This window comes from Microbacterium sp. MYb45 (assembly GCF_002979655.1).
In the GTDB taxonomy this organism is placed as follows: domain Bacteria; phylum Actinomycetota; class Actinomycetes; order Actinomycetales; family Microbacteriaceae; genus Microbacterium.
Genome location: NZ_PCPG01000001.1, coordinates 526,736 through 546,591 on the forward strand (window position 1 = coordinate 526,736; position 19,856 = coordinate 546,591).

Sequence of the window (19,856 nt, forward strand, 5' to 3'; positions counted from 1 at the left end):
GGAGAACCTGTGACGCGCCCCTGGATCCCCGGAACCGCCGATGACGACCTGAGTGCCCTGGCGGCGACGCCGCGCCTGGTCGTTGCCCTCGACTTCGACGGCACCGCCTCGCCTCTCGTGCCTGACCCGATGGCTGCGCGCGCGCTTCCCGAGGTCGCGATCCAGGTGGAGCGGCTCGCGTCGCTTCCCGACACCGTCGTGGCGTACGTCTCCGGACGCAGCATGCACGATCTGCGGGTCATCACCGAACACACCGACGACTCCGCCATCGCCCTCGCGGGTTCCCACGGCGCGCAGTACTGGTTCCCGGGTGAGGGAGATGCCGAGATCGCGGGCGACGTCACCGAGGACGGCTCGCGTGAAGAGCTGTGGGCAGCCGCGAAGCCGATCATCGAGCGCTTCGAAGGTGCCGAGTTCGAACCCAAGACCTTCGGCATGGGCGTGCACACCCGCCGCGCGGACCGCGAGACCGAGGAGCGCGTCTTCGCCGAGATCGACGCTCTCGTCGCCGAGCGCTTCCCGCACTGGCGACGTCGGGCCGGACACCGCGTGCTGGAGTTCTCCTCGCGTGCAGAGGGCAAGGACGCGGCCATGACGGCGCTTCGTGAGCGCTTCGACGCCACCGGAATCCTGTTCGCCGGTGACGATGTGACCGACGAGGATGCGATGCGCGTGCTCGGCGAGGGCGACCTCGGCGTGCGCGTCGGTCCGGGGGAGAGCGCTGCGGCGCTTCGTGTGGACACTCCACAACAGATCGCCGCGCTTCTGGAGGCGCTGGCGGACGAACGCGCCTCCGCACGGCAATAGACTTCCGTCATGTCCTCGCATGATCCCTCCCAGAGCGCGCCCATCGACATCAAGCCCCGCAGCCGCGTCGTCACCGACGGCATCGAGGCCACGACCTCCCGAGGCATGCTCCGTGCCGTCGGGATGGGGGACGCCGACTGGGACAAACCGCAGATCGGCATCGCGTCCAGCTGGAACGAGATCACTCCCTGCAACCTGAGCCTCGACCGGCTCGCTCAGGGCGCCAAGGAGGGTGTGCACTCCGGCGGCGGCTACCCGCTGCAGTTCGGCACGATCTCCGTTTCGGACGGCATCTCGATGGGCCACGAGGGGATGCACTTCTCGCTGGTGTCCCGTGAGGTCATCGCCGACTCCGTCGAGACCGTGATGATGGCCGAGCGCCTCGACGGCTCCGTCCTGCTCGCCGGGTGCGACAAGTCGATCCCCGGCATGCTCATGGCGAGCGCCCGCCTCGATCTGTCGAGCGTGTTCCTCTACGCCGGCTCGATCGCGCCGGGGTGGGTCAAGCTCTCCGACGGCACCGAGAAGGACGTCACGATCATCGACTCGTTCGAGGCGGTCGGCGCCTGCCGTGCCGGTCTCATGAGCGAGGAGGACCTCAAGCGCATCGAGTGTGCGATCGCCCCGGGCGAGGGGGCCTGCGGTGGCATGTACACCGCCAACACGATGGCATCCGTCGCCGAGGCGCTCGGTCTCAGCCTCCCCGGTTCGGCCGCTCCGCCCGCCGCGGACCGTCGGCGCGACTACTTCGCCCACCGCTCGGGCGAGGCCGTCGTGAACCTGCTCCGCCAGGGCATCACGACGCGCGACATCCTCACCAAGGAGGCGTTCGAGAACGCGATCGCCCTGGCGATGGCGCTCGGCGGCTCCACGAACGTCGTGCTCCACCTGCTGGCGATCGCTCGCGAGGCCGACGTCGACCTGAGCCTGCACGACTTCAACCGCATCGGCGACAAGGTTCCCCACGTCGCCGACATGAAGCCGTTCGGCAAGTACGTCATGAACGACGTCGACCGTCACGGCGGCATCCCCGTGATCATGAAGGCGATGCTCGACGAGGGCCTCCTGCACGGTGACGCTCTCACGGTCACGGGCAAGACGCTCGCCGAGAACCTCGCCGATCTCGACCCGCAGCCGATCGACGGCGAGGTCATCCACACGTTCGACAACCCGATCCACGCGACCGGCGGACTCACGATCCTGCACGGTTCGCTGGCTCCTGAGGGTGCCGTCGTCAAGACGGCCGGCTTCGACGCCGCCGTGTTCGAGGGCCCCGCCCGCGTGTTCGAGCGCGAGCGCGCCGCCATGGACGCCGTCGCGGAGGGCGAGATCGAGCCCGGTACCGTCATCGTCATCCGCTACGAGGGGCCCAAGGGCGGACCGGGTATGCGCGAGATGCTCGCCATCACCGCGGCCATCAAGGGCGCGGGACTCGGAAAAGATGTACTACTCTTGACGGACGGACGATTCTCAGGCGGCACAACCGGCCTGTGCATCGGCCACATAGCACCCGAAGCGGTGGACGCAGGTCCTATCGCCTTCGTGCGCGATGGTGATCTGATACGGGTCGATATCGCAGCTCGCTCTCTCGATCTACTCGTCGACGAGGCAGAGCTCGCCTCCCGCCGCTCTGGCTGGGAGCCGCTTCCCCCGCGCTATACCCGAGGCGTTCTTGCCAAGTACTCGCGCCTCGTGCGGTCCGCCGCCGAGGGAGCGACCACCGGCTGACCCGGACGCTCCGGCATCCGGTGTCCTCCACAGATCATCAGAAGGAAAGTCATGACTGCTGACTCCGCCCCGGCTGTGCCGAGGCCGCCCGCCCGTCAATCCTCTGCTCCGGAGATCACCGGCGCCGAGGCCGTCGTCCGCTCGCTCGAGCTGCTCGGTGTCACGGATGTCTTCGGCCTGCCCGGCGGGGCGATCCTCCCCGTGTACGACCCGCTGATGGATGCCAAGGATCTGCGCCACATCCTGGTGCGGCACGAGCAGGGGGCCGGCCACGCGGCCGAGGGGTACGCCTCCGCGTCCGGCAAGGTGGGCGTGTGCATCGCGACCTCCGGCCCGGGTGCGACGAACCTCGTCACCGCGATCGCCGACGCCTACATGGACTCGGTGCCGATGCTGGCCATCACCGGTCAGGTGTTCTCGACACTGATGGGGACGGACGCCTTCCAGGAGGCCGACATCGTGGGCATCACGATGCCGATCACGAAGCACTCGTTCCTGGTGAAGGACGCGGCCGACATCCCGGGCGCGATCGCGGCGGCGTATGAGATCGCCGGCACAGGTCGCCCCGGTCCCGTGCTGGTCGACATCACCAAGGATGCGCAGCAGGCGACGGCGCCGTTCGTGTGGCCGCCCAAGATCGATCTCCCCGGCTACCGCCCGGTGACCAAGGCGCACGGCAAGCAGATCCAGGCCGCAGCCACCCTGCTCGCCGAGGCCAAGAAGCCGGTGCTGTACGTGGGCGGCGGAGTGATCCGCGGCAAGGCGTCGGCCGAGCTCCTCGAGCTCGCGGAATCCACGGGAGCGCCGGTCGTCACCACGCTGATGGCCCGTGGCGCGTTCCCTGACTCGCACCCGCAGCACCTCGGCATGCCGGGCATGCACGGCACGGTTCCCGCCGTGCTGGCGCTCCAGGAGGCCGACCTCCTCGTCTCGCTCGGCGCACGGTTCGACGACCGCGTGACGGGCAAGGCGGCGCTCTTCGCCCCGAACGCCAAGGTCGTGCACGTGGACATCGACCCCGCGGAGATCTCGAAGATCCGCACCGCGGATGTGCCGATCGTGGGAGATGTCCGCGACGTGCTGACCGATCTGGATGCCGCGTTCCGCGGTGCCACCGCCAGCGCGAAGCCCGACATCGAGGAGTGGTGGTCGTACCTCGATGGCCTCCGCACCGAGTTCCCGCTCGGCTACGCGCCGACGACCGACGGCCTCCTCGCTCCGCAGTACGTGATCCAGCGCATCGGCGAGCTCACCGGTCCCGAGGGCATCTTCGCCTCGGGTGTCGGCCAGCATCAGATGTGGGCGGCGCAGTTCATCAAGTACGAGCGCCCCAACGCCTGGCTGAACTCCGGCGGTGCCGGCACCATGGGCTACTCGGTGCCCGCGGCGATGGGTGCGAAGGTCGCAGAGCCGGAGCGTCACGTCTGGGCGATCGACGGCGACGGCTGCTTCCAGATGACCAATCAGGAGCTCGCGACCTGCACCATCAACAACATCCCGATCAAGGTCGCGATCATCAACAACTCCTCGCTGGGCATGGTGCGCCAGTGGCAGACGCTGTTCTACGACGGCCGCCACTCGAACACCGACCTCAACACCGGGCACGGCACGGTCCGAATCCCCGACTTCGTGAAGCTCGCCGAGGCGTACGGCTGCCTGGCGATCCGCGTGGAGAAGGAGGAAGAGGTGGATGCCGCCATCCAGCTCGCGCTCGAGACGAACGACCGCCCCGTGGTGATCGACTTCGTCGTGAGCGCCGACTCCATGGTGTGGCCGATGGTCCCGCAGGGCGTCAGCAACAGCTACGTCCAGTACGCCCGCGAGCACGCGCCCGACTTCGACCAGGAGGACTGATCCATGTCGACTCACGTGCTGAGCCTGCTGGTGGAGAACACCCCAGGACTCCTCACCCGCGTCGCCGGGCTGTTCGCCCGTCGCGGCTTCAACATCGACTCCCTCGCCGTCGGCGTGACCGAGGTGCCCGGTATCTCCCGCATCACGGTCGTCGTCGACGTCGAGGAGCTGCCGCTCGAGCAGGTCACGAAGCAGCTCAACAAGCTGATCAACGTGATCAAGATCGTCGAGCTCGATTTCTCGACGTCGGTCCAGCGCGAGCACATGCTCGTGAAGGTGCGCACCGACAACGCCACGCGCTCGAACGTGATCGAGGTCGTGAACCTCTTCCGCGCGTCGGTGGTGGACTACGCCTCGGATGCGCTCGTGATCGAGGTGACCGGCGACAAGGGCAAGGTCGACGCCATGCTCCGTGCACTGGAGCCCTTCGGCATCAAGGAGATCGCGCAGTCGGGTCTTCTCGCCATCGGGCGCGGCGGTAAGAGCATCACCGAACGCGTCCTGCGCGGCTGACCATCCCGAGCAATACAGTCTTCGCCGCTCCTGGAGCGCGCGAATCCCGACGAAACGCAAAGAACAAGGAGAAACACACAGTGAGCACCGAGATCTTCTACGACGCCGACGCAGACCTGTCCCTGATCCAGGGCAAGAAGGTCGCGATCGTCGGCTACGGCTCGCAGGGCCACGCCCACGCGCAGAACCTGCGCGACTCGGGCGTCGAGGTCGCCATCGCACTGAAGGAGGGCTCCAAGTCCGCCGCGAAGGCCGAAGAGGCCGGCTTCCCCGTGAAGACCGTCGCCGAGGCCACCGAGTGGGCCGACGTCATCATGATCCTCGCGCCGGACCAGCACCAGCGCATCATCTACAGCGAGTCCATCGCGCCGAACCTCACGGCCGGCAAGACGCTCGCCTTCGCGCACGGCTTCAACATCCGCTTCGGCTACATCGACGCCCCCGAGGGTGTCGACGTGATCCTCGTCGCCCCGAAGGCGCCGGGCCACACGGTCCGTCGCGAGTTCGTCGCCGGCCGTGGCATCCCGGACATCATCGCCGTCGAGCGCGACGCATCGGGTCACGCCTGGGACCTCGCCCTCTCGTACGCGAAGGCCATCGGCGGCACCCGCGCCGGCGTCATCAAGACGACCTTCACCGAAGAGACCGAGACCGACCTGTTCGGCGAGCAGGCCGTGCTCTGCGGTGGCGTGAGCCACCTCGTGCAGGCGGGCTTCGAGACGCTGACCGAGGCCGGCTACCAGCCGCAGATCGCCTACTTCGAGGTGCTGCACGAGCTCAAGCTCATCGTCGACCTGATGTGGGAGGGTGGCATCGCCAAGCAGCGCTGGTCGATCTCCGACACCGCCGAGTTCGGCGACTACGTCTCGGGCCCGCGCGTCATCGACGAGCGCGTCAAGGAGAGCATGCAGGGCGTGCTGGCCGACATCCAGTCGGGCGCCTTCGCGAAGCGCTTCATCGACGACCAGGACAACGGGGCCGAGGAGTTCCTCGCGCTGCGCGCCAAGGAGGAGCAGCACCCCATCGAGGTCACCGGCAAGGAGCTGCGTTCGCTCTTCGCCTGGAAGCAGCAGGACGAGGACTACGTCGACGGCAGCGCTGCGCGCTGACCTGAGTCCAGCCTGACCTGAGTCAAGAAGAACGGGCGCCCCCTCGGGGGCGCCCGTTCTTTCGTCTTCATCCCGGCGGGTCAGGTCCGGGTGAGTTCCTCGAGGATCTCGATCACGTGCCGGTAGGAGCGGCCGGTGGCCCTGGTCATCCCGATCTCGCACGTGCGGTTGGCCGACACGAACGCATCGAAGCCGCCGCGCTCCTCCTCCGCGGCCGCGATCTCCGCGGATTCCTGTGCGGTCGCACTGGCGGTGAGTTCCGGATGCAGCATCCCACGGTCACCGGCGAAGGCGCAGCAGCCCCAGCCCTCCGGGATGAAAACGTCGTCGGCGACGGCGGCCGCGATCGCGGTCAGAGCCCCCGTCGCCCCGAGGGCGGTCGTCGAGCACGTCGGGTGTACGGCCACGGTCGGAAGCTTCGCGGACACGGTCAACCGCGGCAGCACCTCTCGGGCGACGTACGTCGTCGCATCCTCGATCCGGAGCCCGGCGTACTTCGGACTCTTCGCCACGGACTGCGCGAGCATCACATCGAGGCCCTCTGTGCAGGATGCGGCGTCGCACACCACGGGGAGCTCGCCCTGGCGGCTCGCCTCCCAGAGGGAATCCAGCACCCGGTCGGACATGAGCCGGTAACCGTCGAGGTGGCCCTTGGACTTCCAGGGCGTGCCGCAGCAGAGGCCGCCGTTCTCCTCAGGGATCACGATGGGGATGCCGGCGCGTTCCAACAGCTCGCGCAGCGCGTCCCGCGATCCCTGGCCTTCGCCCTCCGCGCCGAACATCGTGCCGATGCACGCGCCGAAGAACACGACCTGCGCATCGCTCGGGGCTGCGGGGAGCGGAGGCTTCGACCCGCCGCGGGGAAGTCCCGCGTCGTAGAGCGGGAGTGTGTCGGCGCCCAGAACGGCGCGTCCCACCCGGGTCACTCCACGGACGAGAGGAGCCGGGAGCGCGTCCGCGACCGTGAGGGCGATGCCGCCGGCGCGGGTGACCGTGCTCCAGTGCTTGGCCGCCGTGCCCCAGAGGGCACCCTCGACGGCGTTCGACTGCTCGGCCCGCAGCCGACGAACCAGGTCGCCGGTGTTGATGTCGACCGGGCACGCCACACCGCACATGCCGTCGACGGCGCAGGTCTGCACGCCGTCGTAGTCGTAGTCCTTCTGCAGGTCCCGCAGCAGCTCGGTGTCGCCCTGCTCTTCGGCCCAGGCCATGTCACGGCGGATCACGATGCGCTGACGCGGGGTGAGCGTGATGCTCTTGCTCGGACACGTCGGCTCGCAGTATCCGCACTCGACGCAGCGGTCGACCTCGTTCTCGACCGTGGGAACGCGCTTGAGGTCGTGCAGGTACGAGTCGGGGTCGTCGGAGAGGACGACGCCGGGGTTGAGGATGCCGTCGGGATCGAGCAGGCCCTTGATCTCCCACATCATGTCGGTCAGCTCGTCGCCGTACTGGCGGCGCACGAACGGCGCCATGATGCGACCGGTTCCGTGCTCGGCCTTCAGCGAACCCTGCTGGGACAGCACGAGGTCGACCAGGTCGTCCGTGAACCGGCGGTAGCGGGCGACGCTGTCGGCGTCGTCGAAGCGCTCGTTGAGCAGGAAATGGACGTTCCCGTCCTTCGCATGACCGAAGATGACCGAGCCCTCGTAACCGTGCTCGGCGAACAGTTCGATCAGTCGCTCACAGGTCGCGAGCAGGCGGGGGACAGGGACGACGATGTCTTCGAGCAGAGCGGTCGTGCCGGAGGGGCGCGCACCCGCCACCGCCGTGTAGAGACCCTTGCGCACATGCCACAGCGCGGCCCGCTCGGCGGCGTCCGTCGTGAGTCGAGGCGCCACGGCCAGCGGCAGGGCCTCGAAATGCACCTGGGCGGCGGCGCTCGACTCCGTGAGGGACGCAGCATCGGAGGCGTGGACTTCCACGAGCAGGGCCGCATGCCCCTGGACGTCGATCTCCGCGATCGCCGCCGGGACATCGCTCAGACCCTGTGCCACGCGCAGCGATGCGGCATCCATCAGCTCGATCGTCGCGAGGCCGAGACGCGTGAGGTCGGGGAGTGCGGTCATGGCGGCCGACAGCGTCTCGAACACGAGCAGACCGGTGGCGATCGCCGGACGAACCTCGATCGTGCGGAACCGTGCCTCGGCGACGAACGCGAGGGTGCCCTCGGACCCGATGATGAGGTGCTCGAGGATGCGCACCGGATCGTCGAAGTCGAGCAGGGCGTTGAGGCCGTAGCCCATGGTGTTCTTCATCGAGAACTGCTGCCGGAGGAAGGCGACGTGCTCCGGTGCGGCGAGCAATCGGGCGCGCAGGGCCAGGAGCCCGTCGGCGATCGCCGGTTCCGCGGCGCGCAGCAGCTCGTTCGCGTCGGGTCGTCCGGTGTCGAGGATCGTCCCGCTCGGGAGCACGATCGTCATCGATTCGATGGTCTGGTACGAGTTCTCGGTGATGCCGCAGGCCATGCCGCTGGAGTTGTTCGCCACGACCCCGCCGATCGTGCAGGCGATCTCACTCGCCGGGTCGGGCCCCAGCTTGCGGCGGTGGCGTGTCAGCCGGGTGTTGACCTGGCGAACCGTGGCTCCGGGACCGACGCGGACGAATGCGCCGTCGTCCTCCACGCGGATGTCGCGGAAGTGGCTGCGCGTGTCGACGAGGATGTCGCCGCTGACGCTCTGCCCCGACAGGCTCGTCCCGCCGGAGCGGAAGGTCATCGTGCGTCCCGCCGCACGCACGGCGCCGAACGCACGGGCGACGCCCTCGGCATCCGCGGGGGAGAGCACCGCATCCGGGATGAGCAGGTAGTGCGAAGCGTCGTGTGCCCGGGCGAAGCGGTCGATGGACCGGGAGTGCACCTCGGTCGTGGGGCCCAGCAGTGCGGGATCCAGCGGTTCGGCGAGTGTGGTCGGCACGGTGCTCCTCTGCTCCGTCGAAAGATTGTCTGACAAGTGTACCGACGGCGGGGCGTTTCGTTAGACTGACCGGATGACCATGAGCTCGGACGCGCCGCTCGGCATCGTCGGCGTGGTCGACGCCGTCACCGCTCAGCTGCGCGGACGCATCCTCCGCGGCGAGATCGGCTCCGGCACGCCGCTCACGGAGTCAGCCGTCTCGCAGACGTTCGGGGTGGCCAGGCCGAGTGCGAAAGCAGCCATCGAACAGCTCGTCGCCACCGGACTCCTGGTGCGCACCGCGCATCGAAGCGCCCGCGTCGTCGGGATCGACTCCGAGACCGTGCGCGACGTCTACCGCACGAGGACACGGCTGGAGAGCGCGGCGCTGCGCGAACTCGCCGTGACCAGGACCGTTCCGGATGCTGCCCGCGACGCCAACGCCGAGATCCTCGCGATGCCGGCCGGCCCCGACCCGGCGACTGTCGGCCCCGATCTGCGCTTCCACACCGCGCTCATCGACGCCCTCCAGAGCGAGCGGACCGGTCGCATGTACCGCAGCGTCCTCGACGAGGTGCGACTGTGCATGGCGCAGGTGCAGGGCCGCCGCCTGCTCGACGCTGCGGTGATCGCTGCCCAGCACGCCGACATCCTCGACGCGGTCGAGTCAGGAGAGGGCGAGCGTGCGGCCGCCCTCCTCGAGGCGCATCTCTCTTCGGCCGAGGAGAGGCTCGTCGAAGCGCTCGACGCCGACTAGCGACCGGAGATCGTCACTCGGCCGGGGCCTCGTCGACGACGATGGGCGCTTCCGTGGAATCCGCCCATTCCGGCGCGGGGAGGACGGTGTCCACCTGGCCCGCCTGGATCGCTCGCAGCGCCTCGGTGATCTCCTCGTCGTTTTCGGGAACGGGAAGGTCGCAGGCACGCAGCTCGGAGGCGAACTGCAGCGTCAGCCGGTTCTTGCCCGCTTCCACGGCCTGTGCCGTCGTGCCGGTGATGATCTCGCTGCCGGTCTGGATCGCGGAGACCTCATCGCAGACGTGGTACACCTTGCCGCCCTCGACCCACACGACCTCGTCCTTGCCGAGCAGCTGGATCACGGCGGACTGATCGGCCGTGTACTGCTCGACCGACGGCGGAGCGAAGTCGACGCCGAGGACGACGGCGAGAGCCGCGAGGGCTACTCCGACGATGCCGGCCGTCGTCTTCTGGCCCTTGTCCATGTCCTTGTTGAGGAAGATCAGGATGACGAGGGGGAGGAAGGCGACGATCGCGATGATCGCGCCGAGCTGGTTCTGCACGAAGAACCGTGTCTTGTCGGACTTCCGCGCGGGGTCGAGGCGATTCGCCTTCTTCCAGAGCACGGACCCGGTGATCGAGAGTGCGGCGATCACGACGAGCAGCACGAGGAGTGCGATGAACGCCCACTGCGGGAACGTCGCCGTGACGCCGTGCTCCTCGAGCAGTCCGGTGTCGGGGTTGCGGAGGAGCTGTCCGTCCTCGCCGACGTAGACGCGCTGGCGCAGCAGCCAGAAGATGCCGACGGCTTCGCCGATGATCGCGATGGCCCAGAGCACGGCGGCGATCCAGCGGAAGCGGGTGGCCTTCGCTTTCGCCTCGGGAGTGGGGACCCATCCGGCGGGCGGCTCGGTGTTCGTGCTGCTCGCCGCAGGCCGCTCGACGTCGGCGTTCTTGTTGTCGCTGTCGGCCACGGTGCTCCCCTTTTCCCTCCGGTGCCCGCCATACCGGCTCAAGGCAACCCCGAGCATAGTGGACCGGGTGTCCTACTCTGGGGAGATGACTTCCGATTCCGACGACGCCCTCAGCTGGGAGGGCGACGACGCCGCGGCGCCGCAGGATCGCGCCCTTCCGCACGGCTGGAACGCCGTGGGCAGGGGCAGCGAAGAGGTGGGGGCGGTCGAGGATGACGGCACCGTCACTCCCGCTGCGCCCGACGAGCCGGCGAGCATGAGCACCATGATGCTGCTGATCCTCGGGGTCGTCGGCGGCGTCTATCTCCTCTACACGATCGGTTGGATCGTCGGCGGACTGCGACTCAAGCCGCTGGCCTCGTTCCTCGTCGACGACGCCATGTTCCTGCCGTGGTTCGTGCTGGCGATCGCCGCGCCCGCGCTGTGGTTCCTCGCGACCTGGGTCCTGACCCGGGGGAGGGCCGCGTGGATCCGCGTCGCCGTGCTGCTCGCGGGCGTGGTCCTCCTCGTTCCCTGGCCCTTCGTCACCGTGGGGGTGATCGGATCGTGAGTGCGTCTTCCGCTCCTCAGCAGGTCTCGGCGGGCTCGCCCCGCTGGCTCGTCGGACTCGTCATCGGGCTGGCAGGGCTGTTCTACGCCTACGCGGTGTGGAACGCCGTCGCACACCTGATCACGATGGCGCAGACCGGATTGACCGGAGGGGGATGGGCGACACTCCTGTTCGGCGTCGCCTTTCCCGCCATCGTCTTCGCGTTCGCGTTCGTGATCGGTCGACGACGCAATGTCGGAGAGCTCTCCCTGGTGTTCCTCGCGGGACTCGGCATCGTCGCGGTCTTCTGGATGAGCCTCATCGCGCTCAGCCTCACGATGCCGAGCGCCTGAGTCGCACGCGGTCACACGGCACGGAGGGCCTCGAGCGCTCGGGTAGAGTTGACGCGATCGCGCCCCCATGGTGTGCGGCGCATCGGCCACTCCCGCCTGCCGCGCTGCCCCGAAGGATCCACTGTGCCGAAGCCCGTCGTGCTCATCGCCGAAGTACTCTCTCCCGCCACCATCGAGGCCCTCGGCCCCGACTTCGACGTCCGCAACGTCGACGGCACCGACCGTGAGGCGCTGTTCGCGGCGCTGGCGGATGCCGATGCCGTGCTGGTCCGCTCGGCGACCCGCATCGATGAGGAAGCGCTCACCCACGCGCCGAAGCTCAAGGTCGTCGCCCGTGCCGGAGTCGGCCTCGACAACGTCGACATCAAGGCGGCCACGGCTGCCGGCGTCATGGTCGTCAATGCGCCGACCTCCAACATCGTCTCCGCCGCCGAGCTCACGGTCGGCCACATCCTGAGCCTCGCCCGCCGCATTCCGGCCGCGCACGCCTCGCTCTCCGCAGGCGCCTGGAAGCGCAGCTCCTTCACGGGAGCCGAACTCTTCGAGAAGACGGTCGGCATCGTCGGCCTCGGTCGCATCGGTGCGCTCGTCGCCGCGCGCCTTGCCGCTTTCGACATGCGTGTCGTCGCCTACGACCCCTACGTCACCTCGGCGCGCGCCCAGCAGCTCGGCGTGCAACTCCTCTCGCTCGATGAGCTCGTCGCCGAGTCCGACTTCCTCACGATCCACATGCCGAAGACGCCGGAGACCACCGGCATGATCGGTGCCGAGCAGTTCAAGGCCATGAAGCCGACCGCGTTCGTCGTCAACGTCGCGCGCGGCGGCCTGATCGACGAGGAGGCGCTGCACGCCGCCCTCGTCGCGGGAGAGATCGCCGGTGCGGGCCTCGACGTCTTCACCTCCGAGCCCCCCGCAGAGGGTGGCACCGCTCGTCCGCTGCTCGATCTTCCCAACGTCGTCGTCACCCCGCACCTCGGTGCGAGCACCGAGGAGGCGCAGGAGAAGGCCGGTGTCTCGGTCGCCCGATCCGTGCGTCTCGCGCTCGGCGGCGACCTGGTGCCCGACGCGGTCAACGTCGCCGGCGGTGTCATCGACCCGTACGTGCGCCCCGGTATCTCGCTGGTCGAGAAGCTCGGTCAGATCTTCGCGTCGCTGGCGACCTCGCCGCTCACGAGCCTCGACGTCGAGGTGCACGGTGAGCTCAACGACTACGACGTGAGCGTGCTCAAGCTCGCCGCTCTCAAGGGCGTCTTCACGAACATCGTCAGCGAGACCGTCTCCTACGTCAACGCGCCGCTCCTCGCAGACCAGCGCGGCATCGCCGTGCGCCTGCTCAAAGACGACGTGAGCGATGAGTATCGCAACGTGATCACGCTCGCCGGCGCGCTGTCGGACGGGTCCCAGCTGTCGGTGTCCGGCACGCTCACGGGCCCGAAGCAGGCCGAGAAGCTGATCGGCATCAACGATCACGCGCTCGAGCTGCCGATCGAGAAGCACCACGTCGTCATGCTGTACACCGACCGTCCCGGCATCGTCGCGGTCTACGGTCAGAAGTTCGGCGAGGCGGGCATCAACATCGCCGGCATGCAGATCGCCCGCGAGGCGGCCGGTGCGCAGGCGCTCAGCGTTTTGACGCTGGACTCGCCGGTGTCCGACGAGCTGCTCGACGATGTGCGCGACGCCATCGACGCCGACCTGTTCCGTCAGATCGAGATCACCGAGGTCTGATCGACGGCTGCAGACAAGAGGGCGGGAGCGTGATGCTCCCGCCCTCTTGCGTGGGTCGGTGCGGTCAGGCCGTCACCTTCAGGACCAGCGCGATCAGCTCGGCGAGCTCGTCGCTGCGGGGGACCAGGCGCTCGGGCCCGTGCACGTCGAGCGAGTTGTTGAAGTAGAGCCCGTCGCTGACCAGCATCACCAGGTCGAGACTCGCCGTGTCGCGCACGTGCGGACGGATCGTCTCGGCCCACCGTCGCCGCGTGTCGCGGAGCATGTCGGCTGCCGGCACGGATCCGCCCTGCGCGAGTCGCGTCGCGGCGATGAGTGCGCGGTCGAGTGCGTCGTCCTCCATCACCGATGTGCGCACGTAGTACGCGACGGGGCCTTCCTCAGCGGACGACATCCGTTCCAGGTCGAGTGTCGTGAGGTTGTCGAGGCGCTCCATCAGTCCGGCTTCGAGGTCGTCCTTCGAGCCGAAGTGGTAGAGGAGTCCGCCTTTGGACACCCCTGCAGCCTTGGCCGTGGCGTCGAGCGTGGCTGCGCGTTCGCCGTCTTCGATGAGGATCGCTTCGAAGGCGTCGAGCACCTTCTCGCGGGCGAGGGGAGGTCGGGGCATCGTGGATCCTCTGCACAGGGGAGCGGCGGGAATTCTGTTACTATACCATCCGGACGGTTCACTAACGATACCGCCGAAACTGTGAGAGGTGTTCCATGACCCGTACTGCGTCGATCCCGACGACAGAGACGGATGCTCCCCGCGTCGGAGCCCGTGGCTGGGCGGCGCTCGTCGTCCTCATGCTGCCGGTGCTGCTGGTGTCGGTGGACAACACGGTGCTGAGCTTCGCGCTCCCCGAGATCTCCATCGCGCTCGCCCCCACCGGGGCCGAGCAGCTGTGGATCATCGACGTGTACCCCCTGGTGCTCGCCGGGCTCCTGGTGACGATGGGCACGCTGGGCGACCGCTTCGGCCGCCGGAAGATGCTGCTGATCGGTGCGACCGGCTTCGCCGCCGTGTCGGCTCTCGCCGCCTTCGCGCCGACGGCCGGGCTGCTCATCGCCGCCCGCGCGCTCCTCGGTTTCTTCGGCGCCATGCTGATGCCGTCGACCCTCTCGCTGCTGCGCTCGATCTTCCAGAACCGCGACCAGCGCCGCATGGCGATCGCGGTGTGGGCCTCGGCGTTCTCCGCCGGTTCCGCCCTCGGACCCATCGTGGGCGGATTCCTCCTCGAGCACTTCGCCTGGGGATCGGTGTTCCTCATCGCCGTCCCCGTGCTCATCCCGCTCCTGATCGCGGCACCGCTGCTCGTCCCGGAGAGCCGCGACCCGAACCCGGGCCGCATCGACCTGATCAGCATCGCGCTCTCGATGGCGACCATGATCCCCGTCGTCTACGCGATCAAGTCGCTGGCCGTCGACGGACCGAGCCTCACGGCCGGCGCATGGGCTCTGCTCGGCTTCGGCATGGGGTACCTGTTCGTCCGTCGCCAGCTGCGCTCCCGGTCGCCGATGCTCGATATGGCGCTGTTCCGGCGAGGCTCATTCTCCGGGGCGATCCTGGTGAACCTCCTCAGCGTCGTCGCGCTCGTCGGCTTCCTCTACTTCGTGTCGCAGCACCTGCAACTGGTGCTCGGACTGTCGCCGATGATGGCGGGCTTGGCACTCGTCCCCGGCATGCTCGCGATGATCGTCGCCGGCCTCTCGGTCGTGCCCGTCTCGCGCCGCGTGCCGCCGCACATCGTGATCCCGGTCGGACTCGCGTTCTCGGTGGCGGGCTACCTGATCGTGGCATTCACGACCCACGCGCACGGAGTGCTTCCCCTCGTCATCGCCTTCGTCGTGCTCGGCATCGGCATCGGGGCGGCGGAGACGATCTCGAACGAGCTGATCCTCTCCAGTGCCCCCGCGGCGAAGGCCGGCGCGGCGAGTGCCGTCTCCGAGACAGCGTACGAACTCGGCGCCGTGCTCGGCACCGCGGTGCTGGGCGGCATCATCACCGCGTTCTACCGCGGCGCGCTCGTGCTGCCCGAAGGGCTGCCGGCCGATGTGGCGCACGCGGCGGGGGAGACCCTCGCCGGCGCCTACACCGCGGCGCAGGCGCTTCCGGAGCAGCTCGGGACAGCGCTGTGGGATGCGGCTGCTGCCGCGTTCGGCTCCGGTGTGATGGTGACGTCGCTGATCGGCGCTGCCCTCGTGGTCCTCGCCGGTGTCATCGCGGCCGTCACACTGCGCAAAGCCCCCTCGCACTGACCAGTACGCTGGGAGGACCGGCCCGCTCGACCCCGTCGGGCCCGGCCGGTCCATCCCCGTGCAGTGCGCAAGGAGTCTCATGTCGCGTGTCGTGAAGCTGGCCGTCATCCCCGGTGACGGCATCGGTCCCGAGGTCATCGCCGAGGCGGAGAAGGTGCTCGACGCCGTCACCGCGTCCAGCGATGTGGTCTTCGACAAGACCCGTTTCTCGCTGGGTGCCGGGCGCTTCCTCGAGACCGGCGACACCCTCACCGACGACGACCTCGCATCGATCGCCGCGAACGATGCGATCCTGCTCGGTGCGGTCGGAGGCACGCCGGGCGACCCGCGTCTGAAGGATGCGAACATCGAGCGGGGACTGCTGCTGAAGCTGCGCTTCACGCTCGACCACTACGTGAACCTGCGGCCGTCGAAGCTCTTCACGGGCGCACCCGGTCCCCTGACGGATCCGGGTGAGATCGACTTCGTCGTGGTCCGTGAGGGCACGGAAGGCCCCTACGTCGGCAACGGCGGCGCGATCCGCAAGGGCACGCCGCAGGAGGTCGCGAACGAGACCTCGGTGAACACGGCCTTCGGTGTGGAGCGCGTCGTGCGCTACGCCTTCGATCTCGCCGAGCGCCGCCGCAAGAAGCTGACTCTCGTGCACAAGACCAACGTGCTCGTGCACGCCGGGGGTATCTGGCAGCGTGTCGTCAACGAGGTCGCCGCCGAGCACCCCGACGTGACCGTCGACTATCTGCACGTCGACGCGGCCACGATCTTCCTGGTCACCGACCCCTCGCGCTTCGACGTGATCGTCACCGACAACCTGTTCGGCGACATCCTCACCGACCTCGCGGGAGCCGTGACCGGCGGTATCGGACTCGCGGCATCGGGGAACATCAACCCCGACGGCGCGTTTCCCTCGATGTTCGAGCCCGTGCACGGTTCGGCGCCCGACATCGCGGGCCAGCAGAAGGCCGATCCGACCGCGGCGATCCTCTCGATCGCACTGCTGCTCGACCACCTCGGCCTCGCAGAGGAATCCGCACGCGTGAGCGCGGCGGTCGAGGCCGACATCGCCGCACGCACGGCGGCACGAACGACGGCGGAGATCGGCTCCGCGATCACTGCGCGCCTCTGACTGCAGGCGTAGGCTGAACGGGCGCGACGATGCGCCCACCCACGAGGAATGGATGATGAGATGACGACCATCGATGCCGAGGCGACCGTGGCTCCCCTGGAGTTCCTCGTCATGAAGAACCTGAACGCTGTGTCACCCGACCGTCTCGCCGAGGCGCTGGAGAATCCGGGCTTCGGCGTGGTCTTCACCGATCACATGGTCGACATCTGCTGGTCCGCCAAGGGCGGGTGGCACCGCCCGCGCGTGCAGCCGTACGGTCCGATTCCGCTGGACCCCGCCGCATCCGTCCTGCACTACGCGCAGGAGATCTTCGAGGGCATCAAGGCCTATCGTCACGCCGACGGCTCGATCCACACGTTCCGTCCCGACCGCAACGCCGCGCGCCTGCAGGCCAGCGCCCGCCGACTCGCGCTGCCGGAGCTGCCGACCGAGTACTTCATCCAGTCGCTGCGCGAGCTCATCGCCGTCGACGGCCGCTGGGTGCCGACCGGGGCGGACCAGAGTCTCTACCTGCGGCCCTTCATGTTCGCCAAGGAGGCCTTCCTCGGCGTCCGCGCCGCCCAGAAGGTCGCCTACTACGTGATCGCCAGCCCTGCGGGCGCCTACTTCACCGGCGGCGTCAAGCCGGTGCGCATCTGGCTCTCCGAGGAGTACGCTCGCGCCGGCAAGGGCGGCACGGGCAAGGCGAAGACCGGCGGCAACTATGCCTCCAGCCTGCTCGCACAGAGCGAGGCCAGCGCGAAGGGCTGCGACCAGGTGGTCTTCCTCAACGAGAAGCGCGACGTCGAAGAGCTCGGCGGCATGAACGTCGTCTTCGTCTTCAAGGACGGCCGGGTGGTGACACCGGAGTCGGACAGCATCCTCGAGGGCATCACGCGCGACTCGCTGCTGCAGCTCGCGGAGGACCGCGGCTACACGGTCGAGAAGCGTCCGATCTCGATCGACGAGTGGCGTGAAGGCGTGGCTTCCGGAGACATCGTCGAGGTGTTCGCCTGCGGCACCGCGGCAGTCGTCACTCCGATCGGTGCGCTGGTCGGCGACGGGTTCGACGAGCCGCAGCCGCTGGGCGAGCTCGCCCTCTCGCTGCGTGAGGAGCTCACCGACATCCAGTACGGTCGCCGCGAAGACAAGCACGGCTGGCTCCTGCGTCTCGACGCCTGAGCCGCGGGAGCGCTCGGTAGGCTGGATCCATGAAGATCGCCCGGTTCAGCCACGACGAAGCCATCATGTACGGGATCATCGACGAGCGCGAGCTCGTGGTGCTCGCCGGAGACCCGATGTTCACCGGGTACGAGACCACCGGCGCGCGTGTACCGCTCGCGGATGCTGCGCTGCTCGCCCCGGTGATCCCGCGGTCGAAGGTCGTCTGCGTCGGCAAGAACTACCACGACCACGCCGCCGAGATGGGGGGAGTGGCTCCCGAGGAGCCGCTGCTCTTCCTGAAGCCCAACACCTCGGTGATCGGCCCCGGCGACGCGATCGTGCGTCCGACCCTCTCCGAGCGCACCGAGTACGAGGGTGAGCTCGTCGTGGTGATCGGCAAGATCGCGAAGAACGTGAAGGCCGAGAACGCGCTCGACTACGTGCTGGGCTACACGATCGGGAATGACGTGACCGCGCGTGACCTGCAGCGCAAGGACGGCCAGTGGTCGCGTGCGAAGGGCTTCGACACGTTCTGCCCCCTCGGGCCGGTCATCGAGACCGATTTCGACCCGGCGAACGCCACCATCGAGACCCGCGTGAACGGAGAGGTGCGGCAGCACGCACCTCTGACCGACATGATCCACTCCGTGCCGGCGATCATCGAGTACGCCTCCGCCGTGTTCACCCTGCTGCCCGGAGACGTGATCATGACGGGGACGCCGGCCGGTGTCGGCACGTTCGAGGCCGGCGACGTGGTCGAGGTCGAGATCTCGGGACTGGGCATCCTGCGCAACAGCGTGCGCGACGCCGTACCCGCACCATGAGCGATGTCGCCCTGACGGCGACGCAGCAGGCGACCGTCCAGCGGCGGACCGTACTGGTGCTGTCCTTCGGGCAGGTGCTGGGCGGCATCGCCTTCGGCGCCACGGTGTCGCTCGGCGCTCTTCTGGCGGCGGACATCTCGGGGAACGATGCGCTCTCCGGCCTGGCGACGGCGTCGGTCACGTTGGGAGCGGCGGCGTGCGCCATTCCGCTCGCGCGTCTCGCCGCGCGCGTCGGGCGGCGTCGGGCACTCACCCTCGGCAACCTGTTCGCGCTGATCGGCATCGCCGTCGTCATCCTCGCCGCCTCTGTGCGGGTCTTCCCCCTGCTGCTGGCGGGCATCCTGATGATCGGCGCCGGCAACGCGGGCAACCTGCAGTCCCGGTTCGCGGCCACGGATCTGGCAGCACCTCAGCATCGCGGCCGTGATCTCTCGATCGTCGTCTGGTCGACGACCATCGGCGGGGTCGCCGGGCCCTTGCTCCTCGGTCCCGGAGAGATCGTGGGGCAGGCGGTCGGCATGCCGCCGCAGACCGGCTCATATCTGTTCTCGTTCGTTGCGCAGTGTGCGGCTCTGGTGCTGTACCTCGTAGCCCTCCACCCCGATCCGCTGCTCGCTGCGCAGCGTCTCGCGAAGGTGGCGGCGGCGACGACCGGGGCCGTGGTGCTCGACCGCCCTCGTGTAGCGCGCTACGCGATCTTCGCGGTCGCCGGATCCCACGTGGTGATGGCGTCCGTGATGGCGATGACGCCCGTGCACCTCTCGCACATGGCACATGGCGCGCAGGGCATGGCAGCCACTCCGGCCGATGTGTCCGCGCTCGTCGGCATCACGATCGCTTTGCACGTCGGCGGCATGTACGCTCTGTCGCCCGTGTTCGGCGTGCTCGCCGATCGCTGGGGGCGTCTGCGCGTGGTGCTGTTGGGTCAGGTGCTGCTCGCCGGTGCGCTGGCGTTCGCCGTGTTCACGGGCACGGAGGCCTGGGGCGTGATGGTCGCGCTCATCCTGCTGGGGCTGGGCTGGAGTGCGGCGACGGTCGCCGGTGCCGCACTGCTCACCGAGGCGTCCGCACCGGAGCTGCGCACCCGCCGGCAGGGCCGCAGCGACTCGCTGATGAGCCTCTCGGCGGCAGCCGGATCGGTACTGGCCGGGGTCGTCCTGGCGAACTTCCAGTACGCGGGGCTCGGTGTGGCCGCGTTCATCCTGGTGATCGCGATCGTCGCCCTGTCTCCGCTGGCTCGCTCCGGCACCCGATGAAGGACTGGGCCGGGGTCGGGGAGGCATACGCCGTCTCGTACGCGG

Annotated in this window: 17 protein-coding genes; 14 read left to right on the plus strand and 3 right to left on the minus strand. The window is 68.7% G+C overall.

All coding sequences use genetic code 11. From position 1 onward, the window contains the following. Nucleotides 1-9: 9 nt before the first annotated feature. From otsB to ilvC, 5 genes are all read left to right on the plus strand, one after another. Nucleotides 10-807: a trehalose-phosphatase gene (gene otsB / locus CQ034_RS02480; RefSeq protein ID WP_029263580.1), complete on the plus strand. Its 798-nt coding sequence runs from the start codon at nt 10-12 to the stop codon at nt 805-807. Between the two features lie 9 nt (nt 808-816). Continuing rightward, nucleotides 817-2,535 carry a dihydroxy-acid dehydratase gene (ilvD, locus tag CQ034_RS02485; RefSeq protein WP_105709817.1) on the plus strand — a complete coding sequence of 573 codons (1,719 nt, stop codon included), beginning with the start codon at nt 817-819 and terminating at the stop codon, nt 2,533-2,535. A gap of 51 nt (nt 2,536-2,586) precedes the next feature. Next, entirely contained in the window at nt 2,587-4,389 is a 1,803-nt protein-coding gene (locus CQ034_RS02490) for an acetolactate synthase large subunit (RefSeq protein WP_029263578.1), read from the plus strand. A gap of 3 nt (nt 4,390-4,392) precedes the next feature. Next, nucleotides 4,393-4,902 (plus strand): acetolactate synthase small subunit, encoded by a 510-nt coding sequence (gene ilvN, locus CQ034_RS02495; protein WP_029263577.1) that lies wholly within the window; start codon nt 4,393-4,395, stop codon nt 4,900-4,902. A gap of 80 nt (nt 4,903-4,982) precedes the next feature. Then, a complete protein-coding gene (ilvC, locus tag CQ034_RS02500; RefSeq protein WP_029263576.1) occupies nt 4,983-6,011 on the plus strand; it encodes a ketol-acid reductoisomerase in 1,029 nt (342 codons plus the stop codon). Nucleotides 6,012-6,091: 80 nt separating this feature from the next. Here the strand turns inward: ilvC and CQ034_RS02505 are convergent, their stop codons facing one another. Then, a complete protein-coding gene (locus CQ034_RS02505; RefSeq protein ID WP_105709818.1) occupies nt 6,092-8,926 on the minus strand; it encodes an FAD-binding and (Fe-S)-binding domain-containing protein in 2,835 nt (944 codons plus the stop codon). Between the two features lie 73 nt (nt 8,927-8,999). Here CQ034_RS02505 and CQ034_RS02510 point away from each other — a divergent pair, with 73 nt between their 5' ends. Next, nucleotides 9,000-9,662 (plus strand): GntR family transcriptional regulator, encoded by a 663-nt coding sequence (locus CQ034_RS02510; RefSeq protein ID WP_105709819.1) that lies wholly within the window; start codon nt 9,000-9,002, stop codon nt 9,660-9,662. Nucleotides 9,663-9,675: 13 nt separating this feature from the next. Here the strand turns inward: CQ034_RS02510 and CQ034_RS02515 are convergent, their stop codons facing one another. Beyond that, a complete protein-coding gene (locus tag CQ034_RS02515; protein ID WP_029263573.1) occupies nt 9,676-10,617 on the minus strand; it encodes a hypothetical protein in 942 nt (313 codons plus the stop codon). Between the two features lie 85 nt (nt 10,618-10,702). On the opposite strand from CQ034_RS02515, the gene CQ034_RS02520 reads away from it, so the two are divergent. From CQ034_RS02520 to serA, 3 genes are all read left to right on the plus strand, one after another. Next, nucleotides 10,703-11,167: a hypothetical protein gene (locus tag CQ034_RS02520; protein ID WP_105709820.1), complete on the plus strand. Its 465-nt coding sequence runs from the start codon at nt 10,703-10,705 to the stop codon at nt 11,165-11,167. Continuing rightward, nucleotides 11,164-11,499 carry a hypothetical protein gene (locus tag CQ034_RS02525; protein ID WP_029263571.1) on the plus strand — a complete coding sequence of 112 codons (336 nt, stop codon included), beginning with the start codon at nt 11,164-11,166 and terminating at the stop codon, nt 11,497-11,499. Before CQ034_RS02520 ends, CQ034_RS02525 begins: the two co-directional genes overlap by 4 nt. A gap of 123 nt (nt 11,500-11,622) precedes the next feature. After that, a complete protein-coding gene (serA, locus tag CQ034_RS02530) occupies nt 11,623-13,227 on the plus strand; it encodes a phosphoglycerate dehydrogenase (RefSeq protein WP_029263570.1) in 1,605 nt (534 codons plus the stop codon). A 64-nt stretch (nt 13,228-13,291) separates the two neighbouring features. Here serA and CQ034_RS02535 read toward each other — a convergent pair whose 3' ends face one another. Then, entirely contained in the window at nt 13,292-13,834 is a 543-nt protein-coding gene (locus CQ034_RS02535) for a TetR/AcrR family transcriptional regulator (RefSeq protein ID WP_105709821.1), read from the minus strand. A 95-nt stretch (nt 13,835-13,929) separates the two neighbouring features. Between CQ034_RS02535 and CQ034_RS02540 the strand changes: the two genes are divergently transcribed. The 5 genes from CQ034_RS02540 to CQ034_RS02560 all read left to right on the plus strand — a co-directional run bounded on the left by CQ034_RS02540 (nt 13,930) and on the right by CQ034_RS02560 (nt 19,811). Next, nucleotides 13,930-15,465, plus strand: a complete 1,536-nt coding sequence (locus CQ034_RS02540) for an MFS transporter (protein WP_105709822.1) — start codon at nt 13,930-13,932, stop codon at nt 15,463-15,465. A 79-nt stretch (nt 15,466-15,544) separates the two neighbouring features. After that, a complete protein-coding gene (locus CQ034_RS02545; protein ID WP_105709823.1) occupies nt 15,545-16,588 on the plus strand; it encodes a 3-isopropylmalate dehydrogenase in 1,044 nt (347 codons plus the stop codon). A gap of 60 nt (nt 16,589-16,648) precedes the next feature. Further along, a complete protein-coding gene (locus CQ034_RS02550) occupies nt 16,649-17,749 on the plus strand; it encodes a branched-chain amino acid aminotransferase (RefSeq protein ID WP_029263566.1) in 1,101 nt (366 codons plus the stop codon). Between the two features lie 29 nt (nt 17,750-17,778). After that, a complete protein-coding gene (locus tag CQ034_RS02555) occupies nt 17,779-18,555 on the plus strand; it encodes a fumarylacetoacetate hydrolase family protein (protein ID WP_029263565.1) in 777 nt (258 codons plus the stop codon). Beyond that, nucleotides 18,552-19,811, plus strand: a complete 1,260-nt coding sequence (locus CQ034_RS02560) for an MFS transporter (protein ID WP_105709824.1) — start codon at nt 18,552-18,554, stop codon at nt 19,809-19,811. Before CQ034_RS02555 ends, CQ034_RS02560 begins: the two co-directional genes overlap by 4 nt. Nucleotides 19,812-19,856 lie beyond the last annotated feature (45 nt).

Coding starts and splice junctions, on each gene's coding strand:
- ilvD (WP_105709817.1), top strand. CDS start 817: ATGTCCTCGCATGATCCCTCCCAGAGCGCGCCCATCGACATCAAGCCC.
- CQ034_RS02490 (WP_029263578.1), top strand. CDS start 2,587: ATGACTGCTGACTCCGCCCCGGCTGTGCCGAGGCCGCCCGCCCGTCAA.
- ilvN (WP_029263577.1), top strand. CDS start 4,393: ATGTCGACTCACGTGCTGAGCCTGCTGGTGGAGAACACCCCAGGACTC.
- CQ034_RS02510 (WP_105709819.1), top strand. CDS start 9,000: ATGACCATGAGCTCGGACGCGCCGCTCGGCATCGTCGGCGTGGTCGAC.
- CQ034_RS02520 (WP_105709820.1), top strand. CDS start 10,703: ATGACTTCCGATTCCGACGACGCCCTCAGCTGGGAGGGCGACGACGCC.
- CQ034_RS02535 (WP_105709821.1), bottom strand. CDS start 13,834: ATGCCCCGACCTCCCCTCGCCCGCGAGAAGGTGCTCGACGCCTTCGAA.
- CQ034_RS02540 (WP_105709822.1), top strand. CDS start 13,930: ATGACCCGTACTGCGTCGATCCCGACGACAGAGACGGATGCTCCCCGC.
- CQ034_RS02545 (WP_105709823.1), top strand. CDS start 15,545: ATGTCGCGTGTCGTGAAGCTGGCCGTCATCCCCGGTGACGGCATCGGT.
- CQ034_RS02550 (WP_029263566.1), top strand. CDS start 16,649: ATGACGACCATCGATGCCGAGGCGACCGTGGCTCCCCTGGAGTTCCTC.
- CQ034_RS02555 (WP_029263565.1), top strand. CDS start 17,779: ATGAAGATCGCCCGGTTCAGCCACGACGAAGCCATCATGTACGGGATC.
- CQ034_RS02560 (WP_105709824.1), top strand. CDS start 18,552: ATGAGCGATGTCGCCCTGACGGCGACGCAGCAGGCGACCGTCCAGCGG.